Below are 13454 nucleotides of genomic sequence, written 5' to 3'. Positions count from 1 at the left end.
GCACGTATCAGAGGCATCCACTGCTTTTTTCCAAGGACGCCATGACGCATCGCCAGCCCCTGTTCCTCGCCCGCGCGGTTTTGCTGACCCTTCTCGCGGCCCTCGCACTGACGGCCTGCGGTCGAAGAAACGCGGAGCTCGCCGAGCCCGCCGCCGCACCGCCCGCGCCGATGATGGCCGCGCCGGGCTTCGGCGGCGGCGCGGAGAAGCGGGCGCGCGTGCAGCAGGAGGCCGCATCGGCGGACCAGGCCGAAGCCTCGCCGCTGCAACGCTTCCTCGCGGTGCGCCAGGACCTGAACGTCGAGGTGCCGCCCGAACAGCTGGCCGATGCCTGGGCCAAGGTGCGCGACCTGTGCGGCACGCTGCAATGCGAACTGCTGTCCTCGTCGCTGCTGCGCGAGACGCCGCAGCAGCCCGGCAACGCGCAGCTCGAGATGCGCGTGCTGCCGGCCGACGTCGACAAGCTGCTGGGCGGCCTGACGTTGGTGGCCAACGTGGTCTCGCACACCACCACCAGCGAAGACAAGACCGCCGAGGTGATCGACGTCGAGGCCCGCATCCGCAATCGCACCGAGTTCCGCGACAGCCTGCGGGTGATGCTGCGCGACACCGTGACCAAGCGCACCATGAGCGACCTGCTCGCGATCCAGCGCACGCTGTCGGACACCCAGGCCGAACTCGACGCCATGGCCACGCAACGCAAGGTGCTGGGGCAGCAAACCAGCAAGCAGCACATCCAGATCCAGTTCATGCCGAAACGTGCCCTGGTGCGCGGCGGCGACAGCTACAACCCGATGATGAAAGCGCTGCGCAATGCGGGCGCGGTGCTCGCCGAGAGCGTGGGCGCGCTGATCACCTTTGCGGCGGCGGTGCTGCCGTGGTTCCTGCTGGTGGTGCTGCCCGTGGGGTGGCTGGCGCGTGTGCTGTGGCGCCGTCGCCGGGCCAAGGCCGCATGAAGGCGCGGCAAGGGCTGGCCCTCTAAGATTCGGTCCATGCGAATCACCGTCTGCCTCACCGACACCCGCCCCGAATCCTGGATCGAGGGCCTGCGCGCCGCCTTGCCCGATGCCGAAGTCTCGGCCTGGACGCCCGACGCGGCGCCCGCCGACCACGCGGTGGTCTGGGCCCCGCCCCAGGCCTTCATGGACCAGCAGCCCAGCCTGCGCGGCATCTTCAACATCGGCGCCGGCGTCGATGCGCTGACCAAGCTCAGGCTGCCGCCGGAAGCCCGCATCGTGCGGCTCGACGACGCCGGCATGTCGGTGCAGATGGCCGAGTACGTGTGCCATGCGCTGATCCGCCACTTCCGCGACTTCGACGGCTATGCCGCCGACGCGCGCGACGGCCGCTGGAGCTACCGCAAGCCCAACGTCCGCCAGGACTTCCCGGTCGGCGTGATGGGTCTGGGCGTGCTGGGCCAGCGCGTGGCGAAGGCGGTGGCGCAGTTCGACTTCCCGGTCAAGGGCTGGACCCGTTCGCCCAAGCAGATCGAGGGCGTGCAGTGCTTCGCGGGCCACGCACAGCTCGATGCCTTCCTGGCCGCGAGCCGGGTCGTGGTCTGCCTGCTGCCGCTCACGCCCGACACGCGCGGCATCCTGCGGCGCGAGACGCTGCAGAAGCTGCACGGCGGCCGGCCCGGCGGCTACGTGATCAACGTGGCGCGCGGCGGCCACCTGGTCGAGGCCGACCTGATCCCGCTGCTCGACGACGGCTCGCTGGCCGGCGCCACGCTCGACGTGTTCGAGACCGAGCCGCTGCCCGCCGACCACCCCTTCTGGCGCCACCCGAAGATCGACGTCACGCCGCACGCCTCGGCCCGGACCCAGCGCGAGGAGTCGATCGCCCAGATCGCCGGGAAGATCCGTGCCGTCGAAGCGGGTGGGGACTTCGACCGCATCGCCGGCGTCGTCGATCCCCAGCGCGGATACTGACGACCAGAACGATGGCCCGCTGAACCTGTAACGCCACGAGAACGCCCATGAACATCCCCACCAAAGTAAAGATCGTCGACGTCGGCCCGCGCGACGGCCTGCAGAACGAGAAGCAGCCCGTGCCCGCGGCGGTCAAGATCGAACTCGTGCACCGGCTGCAGGACGCCGGCCTGAGCGCGATCGAGGTCACGAGCTTCGTCAGCCCCAAGTGGGTGCCGCAGATGGCCGACAACGCCGAGGTGATGGCCGGCCTGCGGCGCAATCCGCGCGTGACCTACTCGGTGCTCACGCCCAACATGAAGGGCTTCGAGGCCGCCATCGCCGCGCCGCGCAGCCAGTGGCCCGACGAGATCGTGGTGTTCGGCGCCGCCAGCGAGGCCTTCAGCCAGAAGAACATCAACTGCTCGATCGCCGAGAGCATCGAGCGCTTCGCACCCGTGGTGGCGGCCGCGCGCGAACGCGGCATCCATGTGCGCGGCGCGATGTCGTGCACCGTGGGCTGCCCCTACGAAGGCGAGATCGATCCCTCGCGCGTCGACATGCTGGCCGGCCTGATGAAGGGCATCGGCGTGCAGCACGTGGGCGTGGCCGACACCATCGGCGTGGGCACGCCCCACAAGGTGCGGCGCGCGCTCGAGGCCACGCTCAGGCACTACGGCATCGACGATGTGTCGGGCCACTTCCACGACACCTACGGCCAGGCGCTCTCCAACACGCTGGCCAGCCTGGAGATGGGCGTGTGGCAGTACGACACCTCGTCCGCCGGCCTGGGCGGCTGCCCCTACGCCAAGGGCGCGACGGGCAATGTCGCGACCGAGGACGTGGTCTACATGCTGCACGGCATGGGCATCGAGACCGGCATCGATCTCGATGCGCTGATCGACGCCGGCGTCTACATCAGCGATGCGCTGGGCCGCGAGCCGAGCTCGCGGGTGTCGAAGGCGATCCGCACCAAGCGCGCGGGCTAGGGCTCAAGGCCCCAGGGCGCGCAGCGCGAGCAGGCCCACGACGGCCAGGCCCAGCAGCGCCGCCAGGCCCTGCCAGAAGCGCACCGGATGGCGCTCGATCAAGGGCGGCGTGCGCGTGCGCAGGAACTCCGCCCCCGGTGACTGCAGGTCGTGCGCCAGTTCCGACGCGGCCTGCTGGCGCCGGGCCGGGTTCGGCTGCAGCGCCTTGTGCAGCACCGCATCGACCCAGGCCGGCAGATCGGGCCGGAAATGGCGCACCGGCGTGTAGCGCAGCCGCTTCGCGTCGGCGGCCGAGCGCACGCGCGAGGCCTGCAGGCCGTAGGGCAGCTGGCCGGTGAGCATGCGGTAGGCGATCACCGCCAGCGAGAAGATGTCCGAGGGCGCGCTGCCGCCCTGGCCCGTGAAGTATTCGGGCGCGGTGTACTGCAGCGTGCCGGCGATGGCGAGCGCGCGGCGTTCTTCGGCGCTGTCGGCCAGGCCCGCGACATGGGCCGAGGCCAGGTCGATGATCTTCACCGTGCCGCTGCGGTCGATCATCACGTTCTCGGGCCGCAGGTCCTGGTGCAGCATCTCGCGGCCGTGCAGCGCCTGCAGGCCGCGCGCGAGCTGCGCGACGATGCCGCGCACGCTGTCGAGCGAGGGCCGCGGATGGTCGACCATCCATTGCGCGAGCGTCTGGCCCTCGACGTAGTCCATCGCCACGAAGAGGTGGCGGCGCGGCCGCTCGATGCGGGCCGCCCGCAGCACATGCGGGCTGTCGATGCGCCGCGCCACCCACTCCTCGCGCACGAAGCCGTCGAGGTGCGCGGCGTCCTCGCGCAGGTCGACCGATGGCAGCTTGAGCACCACGGGCTGCCCGGTGGCGTCGTCGGTCGCCAGGTGCACGTGGCTGCGCGCGCTCACGTGCAGCTCGCGCACCAGCGTGAAGCCCTCGAAGCGGTCGCGTGGCGCCAGCGGCGCGGCGATCGCCAGGCCTTCGCGCTGCGAGGCGAGCTGTGCCGCGCTGGCGTCGGGCAGAGCGTCGATGCGCAGCAGCTGCACGGTGCTGTCGTCGGCGCCGCCGCGTTCGTGCGCCGCGCGGGAGAGCAGGCCGGCGGCCGCATCGAAGTCGTCGCCGCAGCGCGCGAGCGCGCGGTGGACGGCGGCCGCCTCGAGCCCGCCGTAGGCGCCGTCGGTGGCCAGCAGGTAGACCTCGCCCACCTCGGCATTCCAGTGGCGGTAGTCGATCTCCACGTTGGGGCCCGCGCCCAGCGCGCGCCCGAGGCAGGACTCGGCCGCGGACAGGTGCACGCGGTGGTCCTCGGTGAGCTGTTCCAGCGCCTGCGCATGCAGGCGGTAGACGCGCGCATCGCCCACGTGCAGCAGGTGCAGTTCGCGGCCCTTGAGGATCAGCGCGCTGAAGGTGCAGACGTAGCCGCGGTCCTTGTCGAAGCGCGCGTCGCTGCGCATCGTCTGCGCGTGCAGCCAGGCGTTGGTGGCGGCAAGCACGCGCTGCGCCGCGCGGCGCACCGACCAGGCTTCGGAGGTCGCGTAGTAGTCGTCGAGGAAGCCGCGCACCGCGGCCGCGCTCGCGACCTGGCTCACGCGGCTGGAGCCGATGCCGTCGGCGATGGCCACCGCGATGCCCTTGGCCGCCAGCAGCGCGCCCTGCGGCAGCATCGCGCCGTGGAAGTCCTGGTTGGGCGCGTGCGGGCCGGCCAGCGAATGCTGGCCCAGCGTCACGCGCGGCGCGGGCTGCGGCAAGACCGGTTCAGCCGATGGCGCGCTTGGGCGCGGTCTTGTAGTGCGTCGCGTAGAGCGTCAGGCCGACGAAGCTCAGGCCGCCGACCAGGTTGCCCAGCACGGTCGGGATCTCGTTCCAGATCAGGTAGTCCATCAGCGTGAACTTGCCGCCCAGCAGCAGGCCGGTGGGGAACAGGAACATGTTGACGATCGAGTGCTCGAAGCCCATGTAGAAGAAGATCATCACCGGCATCCACATGCCGATGGCCTTGCCCGACACGGTGGTCGACATCATGGCCGCGACCACGCCGGTCGAGACCATCCAGTTGCACATCACGCCGCGGATGAACAGGGTCAGCATGCCGGCCGCGCCGTGCGCGGAGTAGCCCAGTGTGCGGCCTTCGCCGATGTGGCCCAGGCGTTCGCCGACCGCGTTGGGCGCTTCGCTGAAGCCGAAGGTGAAGATGATCGCCATGAACACCGCGACCGTGAGCGCTCCGGCGAAGTTGCCGCAGAACACCAGGCCCCAGTTGCGCAGCACGCCGGCCCAGGTCGCGCCCGGGCGCTTGTCGAACACCGCCAGCGGCGCCAGCGTGAACACGCCGGTCAGCAGGTCGAAGCCCATCAGGTACAGCATGATGAAACCGACCGGGAACAGCATCGCGCCGACCAGCGCATTGCCGGTGTTGACGGTGATGGTCACGGCGAAGGCCGCGGCCAGCGCGAGGATGGCGCCGGCCATGTAGGAGCGGATCAGCGTGTCGCGGGTCGACATCAGCAGCTTGGATTCGCCGGCGTCGACCATCTTGGTCACGAATTCGGCGGGTGCGAGGTAGGCCATGAAGGATCCTTGGAGAAAACGGATAAGAGGAGGTGTCAGTTCAGTGCGACCTGCACGCGGCCGGCCTCGACGCGCACCGCATGGGCGCGCACCGAGTGCTCGGGGAACTCGAGGCATTCGCCGCTCCGCAGGTCGAAGTGGTTCTTGTAGAGCGGCGAGGCGACCACGATGCGCTCGCCGATGCTGCCGACCAGTCCGCGCGACAGCACGCTGGCGCGCGACTTGGGGTCGACGTTGTCGATGGCGAAGAACTGCCGCGCCGCGGCGACATGGAAGATCGCGACGTGCACGCCGTCGACCAGCGCGCAGACGCCGGTGTCGGGCAGGATGTCGCTGGCCGCGCAGACGGCGGTCCAGTGGAGGGTGTCGGGATGGCTCATGGTTTCTTCAGGCCGTGGCCGTGTCGCGTTCTTCGGCGCGCGCGGGCCGGATCTGGCCGCGCTCCTCGACGAACACGATGTGCTCGTCGGGCTTCTCGCTGTTGACGAAGGAGCGGAAGCGCTGGCGCGTGACCGGGTCGTTGACCGCGGTCTTCCACTCGCACTGGTAGGTGTCGACCACGTGCTGCATCTGGGCCTCGAGCGTGGCGCCCAGGCCCAGCGAATCCTGCAGCAGCACGCCCTTGAGGTAGTCGAGGCCGCCCTCGAGGTTGTCGCGCCAGGTGCTGGTGCGCTGCAACCGGTCGGCCGTGTGCACATAGAACATCAGGAAGCGGTCGATCAGCCTGACCAGCGCGTCCTTGTCCAGGTCGGAGGCGATCAGCTCGGCGTGGCGCGGCTTCATGCCGCCGTTGCCGCAGACGTAGAGGTTCCAGCCCTTCTCGGTGGCGATGATGCCCACGTCCTTGCCTTGCGCCTCGGCGCATTCGCGGGTGCAGCCCGAGACGCCGAACTTGATCTTGTGCGGCGTGCGCAGGCCCTTGTAGCGGTTCTCGAGTTCGATCGCGAGCGCCATGCTGTCGTCCACGCCGTAGCGGCACCAGGTCGAGCCCACGCAGCTCTTCACCGTGCGCAGCGACTTGCCGTAGGCATGGCCGGACTCGAAGCCGGCCGCGATCAGCTCTTCCCAGATCGGCGGCAGCTGCTCCAGGCGCGCGCCGAACAGGTCGACCCGCGCGCCGCCGGTGATCTTGGTGTAGAGCCCGTACTTCTTCGCCACCTGGCCGACGGCGATCAGGCCGTCGGCCGTGACCTCGCCGCCGGGCATGCGCGGCACCACCGAGTAGGAGCCGTCCTTCTGGATGTTGCCCAGGAAGTAGTCGTTGCTGTCCTGCAGGCTGGCCAGGTCCTGCTTGAGCACGAAGTCGTTCCAGCACGAGGCGAAGATGCTGGCCGCGGTGGGCTTGCAGATGTCGCAGCCCAGGCCGTGGCCGTGGCGGGCGAGCAGGTCGGCGAAGGACTTGATCTCGCCCACGCGCACCAGGTGGTAGAGCGCCTGGCGCGAGTAGGGGAAGTGCTCGCACAGGTGGTCGTTCACCGCCATGCCGCGCTGGGCCATGGCCATCTTCATCACCTGGGTGACCAGCGGCACGCAGCCGCCGCAGGAGGCGCCGGCCTTGGTGCAGGCCTTCATGTCGGCGACGGTGCAGACGCCGTCGCCCACGGCCGCGCAGATCGCGCCCTTGCTCACGTCGTTGCACGAGCAGATCTGCGCGCTGTCGGGCAGGGCCTCGACGCCCAGGCCCGGCCTGGCCGCGCCGTCGCTCGCGGGCAGGATCAGGAACTCGGGCTCGGCCGGCAAGGCGATGCCGTTGAGCGCCAGCTGCAGCAGCGTGCCGTACTCGGCCGCATCGCCGACCAGCACCGCGCCCAGCAGCCGCGCGCCGTCCTCGCTGACCACGATCTTCTTGTAGACCTGCTTGTGCTCGTTGACGTACTGGTAGGCGCGCGACTTCGGCGTCTTGCCGTGCGCGTCGCCGATGCTCGCCACGTCCACGCCCATCAGCTTGAGCTTGGTGCTCATGTCGGCGCCGGTGAAGGCCGCGTCCTGCTGGCCCGCGATGTGCCGGGCCGCCACGCGGGCCATCTCGTAGCCGGGCGCGACCAGGCCGAAGGTCTGGTCGTTCCAGGCCGCGCATTCGCCGATCGCGTAGATGTCGCGGTCGCTGGTGCGGCAGTGGTCGTCGACCGCCACGCCGCCCCGCGCGCCCAGGGCCAGCACGCACTGGCGCGCCAGTTCGTCGCGCGGGCGGATGCCGGCCGAGAACACGATCATGTCGGTCTCGAGCCAGGTGCCGTCGGCGAACACCATGCGGTGCCGCGCGCTCGCGCCGTCGACGATCTCGACCGTGCTGCGGCTGGTGTGCACATGCAGGCCCAGCGCCTCGATGCCGTGGCGCAGCGCGCGCCCGCCGCCCTCGTCGACCTGCACCGCCATCAGCCGCGGCGCGAACTCGACCACGTGCGTCTCCAGGCCCATGTCGCGCAGCGCCTTCGCGCATTCCAGGCCCAGCAACCCACCGCCCACCACCACGCCGCGCTTCGAGCGCGCGCCGCAGGCCTTCATGGCTTCGAGATCCTCGATGGTGCGGTAGACGAAGCAGTTCGGCCGGTCGCGCCCGGGCAGCGGCGGCACGAAGGGCGAGGAACCGGTGGCCAGCACGAGCTTGTCGTAGTGCAGCACCTCGCCGTCGGCGGTGGTGAGGGTGCGCTCGCGGCGTTCGATGGCTACGGCCCGCGCGGCCAGGCGCAGGCGAAAGCCGCTCTGCTCGAAGAAGCCGGGCGCGACCAGGGAGAGTTCGTCGGCGCTCTTGCCGGCAAAGAATTCGGAGAGGTGCACCCGGTCGTAGGCGGGGCGTGGCTCTTCGCAGAGCACCGTGACTTCGGCGCGTTCGAGCCCCAGTTCGTGCAGCTGCTCGAGAAACTTGTGGCCCACCATGCCGTGGCCGATCACTGCGATTTTCATGTCGTGTCCTGCGGGCAACCGATCCCCGAGGGGGCAGGGCACGGGTCCGGTGGACAGACCGTGGCGCCTCCGCAGGGCATGGGTTGCGAATCGGGTTGGAACAGACGAAACGCCAGCCGTGTCGCTGTCGCTTCGCTCGGATCTCGCCGTCATTAGCGGAGGCACTGTCAAAAACCCGCGGCAGCGCTGCCAGCGGAACAGTGAAGGTTCTCATGCAATATGCGTGCCGTGTCCGGAGGGCCTGCGGCGTGCGCATTTCCAGGGATTCGCGGTGCGGCACGGCCGGCCATGCGCCACCCTGGCGCATGGGTGTCCGCCTTGGTGCACGACGGGCGCCCGGCTTTTTCGTATGCTCGACCCTGCCCCGCCTCGAAGGCGCCCCCACCCCGACAAAGAATCCAGCCATGTGCGGCTCCGAACTCCATTCCCTCCCCGACGGCGTCCAGCGCGTCGCCCGCCTGCTGCAGGACGCCGGCCACCCCCATGCGCCGCGCATGCTCGACGACGCCGCGCGCACCGCGCAGCAGGCCGCCGATGCGCTGGGCATCGCGGTCGGCCAGATCGCCAAGAGCATCGTGTTCCGGCGCAAGAGCGACGATGCCGCGGTGCTGGTCGTGACCTCGGGCGACAAGCGCGTCGACGAGAAGAAGGTCGATGCCCTGGTCGGCAAGACCGGCCGCGCCGACGCCGAATTCGTCAAGGCCCGCACCGGCTTCTCGATCGGCGGCGTCTCGCCCTTCGCGCACGGGACCGAACTGGTGATGCTGATCGACCGCGAGCTGTTCCGCTTCGACGAGGTCTGGGCCGCGGCCGGCCATCCGCATGCGGTGGTGAAGCTGCAGCCGCAGGACCTGGAGCGCCTGACCGGCGCGCCGGTGGCGGAGGTCGTATGACGGCCGCCCTCGACCGCGAAGCCACCGTGCGGCTGATCGAGCGCGCGGCCGGCATCGACGCCACGCCCGACGCCGAGATGCCCTCGCCCTGCGTCTCGGTCTGCCGCATGGACGACCACCGCGAGTTCTGCGTGGGCTGCCTGCGCACCATCCCCGAGATCGCGGGCTGGAGCCGCATGGACGGCGCGGGCAAGCGCGCGATCTGGGGCGCCATCACGCAGCGGCTGCAGGCCATGCCCGCGCCGGCCGACGACCTGCCGCAGGAGTGGGCGCCATGAAGCACATCACCTTTTATCTCGACTTCATCTCGCCCTTCGCCTACCTGGCCTTCGAGCAGCTGCCCGAAGCCCTCGAAGGCCTGAGCTACAGCGTCGACTACAAGCCGGTGCTGCTGGGCGCGATGCTCAAGCACCATGGACTGATCGGCCCGGCCGAGGTGCCGAGCAAGCGCACCTGGACCTACCGCCACGTGCTGTGGCTGGGCCATGCGCACGGCATTCCGATCGAGATGCCGGCCACCCATCCCTACAACCCACTGCCGCACCTGCGCCTGGCGCTGTCGACCACGCACGACGGCACGGTCAGCCGCCATGTGGCCGAAACCGTGTTCCGCGACATCTGGCGCGGCGGCGCCGAGGCCGGCGACGAGGGCCGGCGCGCGGCGCTGGCCGCGCAGCTGACGATCGTGCGCGATGGTGCCGGCGATGCGGCCAAGGCCGCGCTGCGCGCCAACACCGACGAGGCGCTGGCCCAGGGCGCCTTCGGCACGCCGGCCTTCGAGATCGACGGCCGCATGCTCTGGGGCTTCGACAGCCTGCCGATGCTGCGCGCCGCGGTGCAGGGCGATGCCTGGTTCGAGGGGCCCGGCTGGACCGCGGCGGACCAGCGTCCGGGTTTGCAGCGCCCGAACAAACCCTGACTTTTCTGCATCCCGAAACCCGGGGCACGGGTTTCACCTTAAATCGTCAGCAACGGTTCAGTTTGGCGAAAGGCTCGGGTCAGTCGTGACTCCAAGAATGCGGCACGGTCCAGGAAAAGGACCGCACCTACACAACAGGAGACGACAGCCATGGCAGCCACACTAGATTCGAGGGGAGTGCCGCATCCGGCCCCCCGGCCCATGTCCCAGGAGGAGAAGAAGGTCATCTTCGCCTCCTCGCTCGGGACCGTGTTCGAGTGGTACGACTTCTACCTCTACGGGTCGCTGGCGGCCATCATCGCCAAGCAGTTCTTCAGCGGCCTGGATGCGGGCGCGGCCTTCATCTTCGCGCTGCTGGCCTTCGCGGCCGGCTTCCTGGTGCGTCCTTTCGGCGCCATCGTGTTCGGCCGCCTGGGCGACATGATCGGCCGCAAATACACCTTCCTGGTCACGATCCTGATCATGGGCCTGTCGACCTTCATCGTCGGCCTCTTGCCCAGCTACGCGACCATCGGCGTCGCGGCGCCGGTGATCCTGATCGCGCTGCGCATGCTGCAGGGCCTGGCCCTCGGCGGCGAGTACGGCGGTGCCGCCACCTACGTGGCCGAGCACGCGCCGCACGGCAAGCGCGGTGCGTACACCTCCTGGATCCAGACCACGGCCACGCTGGGCCTGTTCCTGAGCCTGCTGGTGATCCTGGGCGTGCGGCTGGGCGTGGGCGAAGCGGCCTTTGCCGACTGGGGCTGGCGCATTCCCTTCCTGGTCTCGATCCTGCTGCTGGGCATCTCGGTGTGGATCCGACTGACGCTGTCGGAATCGCCGGCCTTCCAGAAGATGAAGGCCGAGGGCAAGACCTCGAAGGCACCGCTGTCCGAATCCTTCGGCCAGTGGAAGAACCTCAAGATCGTGATCCTGGCGCTGGTGGGCCTGACCGCCGGCCAGGCCGTGGTCTGGTACTCGGGCCAGTTCTACGCGCTGTTCTTCCTGACGGCCCAGCTCAAGGTCGATGCGACCGCGGCCAACCTGATGATCGCTGCCGCGCTGCTGCTGGGCACGCCCTTCTTCGTGGTCTTCGGCACGCTGTCGGACAAGATCGGCCGCAAGCCGATCATCATGGCCGGCTGCCTGCTGGCCGTGGTCACCTACTTCCCGGTCTTCAAGATGCTGACCGAAGCCGCCAACCCCGACCTGGCCAAGGCGCAGGCCACGGCCGGCGTGACGGTGACGGCCGACCCCGCGACCTGCTCCTTCCAGGGCAACCCGGTGGCCCGCGAGATCGACTTCAAGAGCTCCTGCGACATCGCCAAGCGCTACCTGGTGCAGAACTCGGTGAGCTACGAGAACGTGGCCGGCCCGGCCGGTTCGCCCGCGGTGGTGAAGATCGGTGACAAGACCGTGTCGGCGCCCGTCGGCAACGTGGTCAACCTGAAGTTCGACGAGGCCTCGGTCAAGTCGATCGCGGCCTTCAAGAAGGAAGTCGGCGACGACCTGAAGATCGCCGGCTACCCGGCCAAGGCCGACCCGGCCAAGGTCAACACGGTGCTGACCGTGGCGCTGCTGTTCTGGCTGGTGCTGCTGGTGACCATGGTCTACGGCCCGATCGCCGCGATGCTGGTGGAGATGTTCCCCACGCGCATCCGCTACACCTCGATGAGCCTGCCGTACCACATCGGCAACGGCTGGTTCGGCGGCCTGCTGCCCACCACCGCCTTCGCCATCGTGGCCTCGACCGGCAACATGTACAACGGCCTCTGGTACCCGATCATCATCGCGGGCGTCACGCTGGTCATCGGCACCTTGTTCGTGAAGGAAACGAAGGACGTTGACATCTACGCCAATGATTGATTGACCGACACAGGCCTCGACCGCGAGCGCGCGGCGAGGCTGTTCAGCACAGAGGCTTCATGCGGGCCAACCGGCCGCATGAAGCTTTTTTTCTGAGCACTGTCGCTCGTCCAGAAGGAGACTCAACCCATGTGGAAAATCGTCGTCGGCTTCGTCATCTTCGCCGCCATCGCGCTCTTCATCATCAGCAAGGCGGGCGACAAGATCGACATGTCCGGCGAGAAGCACAGCGGTGACGTGCACGCGCCGGAGCCTGCCGCCAGCGCACCCAAGTGAGCTTCAGCGCTTGAAGCGGCCTTCGCTGATGATCGCCAGGTCGGCGAAGTCGATGCCCGTGTGGTCGGTCGGCGAGTAGCTGACGTCCAGGCCGCCACCCAGGTCGAAGCCGCGGATGCTCTCGAGCGCCGCGAGCACGCGCGGCCGCGTGGGCTTGGGGCCGGCGCGGCGCAGCGCCTCGACCAGCACCTTGGCCGCGGCGAAGCCTTCGAGCATCTGCGGCGACAGCGCTTCCTGGCCCTGGGCCTTGGCCAGCCCCATCGCTTCCTTCACCATCGGCTGCCCGCTGGCGCGTTCCGAAGGGAAGACCTGCGTCACGATCACGCCCGCGCTGACCGGGCCCAGCTGCTTGATGAAGCCGGTGGAGGCATTGTTCGACAAGGTCACGACCTGGGCTGCCGAGCGCGCGGCGCGCAGGCCCTTCACGCCGTCGACCACCGCATCGCCCGAGGCGATCCAGAGCACCGCCTGCGGGTTGGCCTTGGCCAGGGCCGGCAGGATGACGCTGTAGTCGGGCTTCTCGCGGTCGGCCGGGATCACGGCCACCGGCGTGAGCCTGGCCTTGGTGAAGCCGGCGGTCGCGCCCTCGAGCCCGTCCTTGCCGAAGGAATCGGCCGCGTGCACCACCGCGATCCGGTCGATGCCCACGGTGTGCAGGTGCTGCACGGCCTTCTCGGCCTCGCGCTGGTAGGTCGAGCGCACGTTGAACACATGCTTCTGCAGCGGCTTGTGCAGCACCATCGCGCCCGTCGAGGGCCCGACCAGCGCCACGCCGTGCTTGTCCAGCCAGGGCAGGATGGCCTGCGTGTGCGGCGTGCCGCGGCTCAGGAACAGCGCCAGCACCTTGCGCTCCTCGATCAGCACGCGCGCGTTCTCGCCCGCGCGCTTGGGGTCGAAGCCGTCGTCCAGGCGCAGGATCTCGATGCGCTCGCCGTTCACGCCGCCCTGCGCGTTGACGCTGTCGATCACCAGCTGCGCGCCCGCGATGGTCTCGTTCACGCCCGAGGCCACCGGGCCGGTGGTGCCGGCCGTCTGGCCGATCACGATCTGCGCCGCGACCTGCAACGCGCTCAGCGTCAGCAGGCCGGCCGTGCAAAGCAGGCGAAGGGACTTCATGCGGTGTGTTCCGGTGAGGACAAGGGGGAGGACCGGGGC

13 protein-coding genes are annotated in these 13454 nt (G+C 69.5%); 8 read left to right on the top strand and 5 right to left on the bottom strand.

What is annotated here, in order from left to right:
• The first annotated feature begins 41 nt into the window (after positions 1-41).
• From A9977_RS24240 to A9977_RS24230, 3 genes are read left to right on the top strand one after another with little or no spacing between them, the layout of a single operon-like run.
• The gene (locus A9977_RS24240) at positions 42-956 is read left to right on the top strand and encodes a DUF4349 domain-containing protein (protein WP_183027406.1); all 915 of its coding nucleotides are present in this window, start codon (positions 42-44) and stop codon (positions 954-956) included.
• Positions 957-992: 36 nt separating this feature from the next.
• On the top strand, positions 993-1931 hold the full coding sequence (locus tag A9977_RS24235; RefSeq protein ID WP_183027405.1) for a glyoxylate/hydroxypyruvate reductase A: 939 nt from the start codon (positions 993-995) through the stop codon (positions 1929-1931).
• A gap of 47 nt (positions 1932-1978) precedes the next feature.
• The gene (locus A9977_RS24230) at positions 1979-2899 is read left to right on the top strand and encodes a hydroxymethylglutaryl-CoA lyase (RefSeq protein ID WP_183027404.1); all 921 of its coding nucleotides are present in this window, start codon (positions 1979-1981) and stop codon (positions 2897-2899) included.
• Positions 2900-2902: 3 nt separating this feature from the next.
• Here the strand turns inward: A9977_RS24230 and A9977_RS24225 are convergent, their stop codons facing one another.
• Genes A9977_RS24225 through nirB form a run of 4 tightly spaced genes read right to left on the bottom strand, consistent with a single transcriptional unit; the run spans position 2903 to position 8366 of the window.
• Complete coding sequence (locus tag A9977_RS24225) at positions 2903-4642, bottom strand: bifunctional protein-serine/threonine kinase/phosphatase (protein WP_183027403.1); 1740 nt, start codon at positions 4640-4642, stop codon at positions 2903-2905.
• Between the two features lie 7 nt (positions 4643-4649).
• Positions 4650-5462, bottom strand: a complete 813-nt coding sequence (locus tag A9977_RS24220) for a formate/nitrite transporter family protein (protein WP_183027402.1) — start codon at positions 5460-5462, stop codon at positions 4650-4652.
• A gap of 35 nt (positions 5463-5497) precedes the next feature.
• Positions 5498-5842: a nitrite reductase small subunit NirD gene (nirD, locus tag A9977_RS24215; protein ID WP_183027401.1), complete on the bottom strand. Its 345-nt coding sequence runs from the start codon at positions 5840-5842 to the stop codon at positions 5498-5500.
• Between the two features lie 7 nt (positions 5843-5849).
• Complete coding sequence (nirB, locus tag A9977_RS24210; RefSeq protein ID WP_183027400.1) at positions 5850-8366, bottom strand: nitrite reductase large subunit NirB; 2517 nt, start codon at positions 8364-8366, stop codon at positions 5850-5852.
• Positions 8367-8770: 404 nt separating this feature from the next.
• Here nirB and A9977_RS24205 point away from each other — a divergent pair, with 404 nt between their 5' ends.
• The 5 genes from A9977_RS24205 to A9977_RS24185 all read left to right on the top strand — a co-directional run bounded on the left by A9977_RS24205 (position 8771) and on the right by A9977_RS24185 (position 12299).
• Complete coding sequence (locus A9977_RS24205) at positions 8771-9259, top strand: YbaK/EbsC family protein (RefSeq protein ID WP_183027399.1); 489 nt, start codon at positions 8771-8773, stop codon at positions 9257-9259.
• Positions 9256-9537 (top strand): DUF1289 domain-containing protein, encoded by a 282-nt coding sequence (locus A9977_RS24200; RefSeq protein ID WP_183027398.1) that lies wholly within the window; start codon positions 9256-9258, stop codon positions 9535-9537. The genes A9977_RS24205 and A9977_RS24200 overlap by 4 nt, the downstream gene beginning before the upstream one ends.
• Positions 9534-10178, top strand: a complete 645-nt coding sequence (locus A9977_RS24195; protein ID WP_183027397.1) for a 2-hydroxychromene-2-carboxylate isomerase — start codon at positions 9534-9536, stop codon at positions 10176-10178. The genes A9977_RS24200 and A9977_RS24195 overlap by 4 nt, the downstream gene beginning before the upstream one ends.
• Positions 10179-10328: 150 nt before the next feature.
• Positions 10329-12023 (top strand): MFS transporter, encoded by a 1695-nt coding sequence (locus A9977_RS24190; RefSeq protein ID WP_183027396.1) that lies wholly within the window; start codon positions 10329-10331, stop codon positions 12021-12023.
• Positions 12024-12152: 129 nt separating this feature from the next.
• Positions 12153-12299 (top strand): hypothetical protein, encoded by a 147-nt coding sequence (locus A9977_RS24185; protein WP_183027395.1) that lies wholly within the window; start codon positions 12153-12155, stop codon positions 12297-12299.
• A gap of 3 nt (positions 12300-12302) precedes the next feature.
• Here A9977_RS24185 and A9977_RS24180 read toward each other — a convergent pair whose 3' ends face one another.
• Positions 12303-13415, bottom strand: a complete 1113-nt coding sequence (locus A9977_RS24180) for an ABC transporter substrate-binding protein (RefSeq protein WP_183027394.1) — start codon at positions 13413-13415, stop codon at positions 12303-12305.
• Between the last annotated feature and the right edge of the window lie 39 nt (positions 13416-13454).

Origin of the sequence: Variovorax sp. UMC13 (assembly GCF_014170375.1) — a bacterium.
In the GTDB taxonomy this organism is placed as follows: domain Bacteria; phylum Pseudomonadota; class Gammaproteobacteria; order Burkholderiales; family Burkholderiaceae_C; genus Variovorax.
Note: the sequence above shows the minus strand (reverse complement) of the source record. Positions and strands in the feature narration are given on the sequence as shown.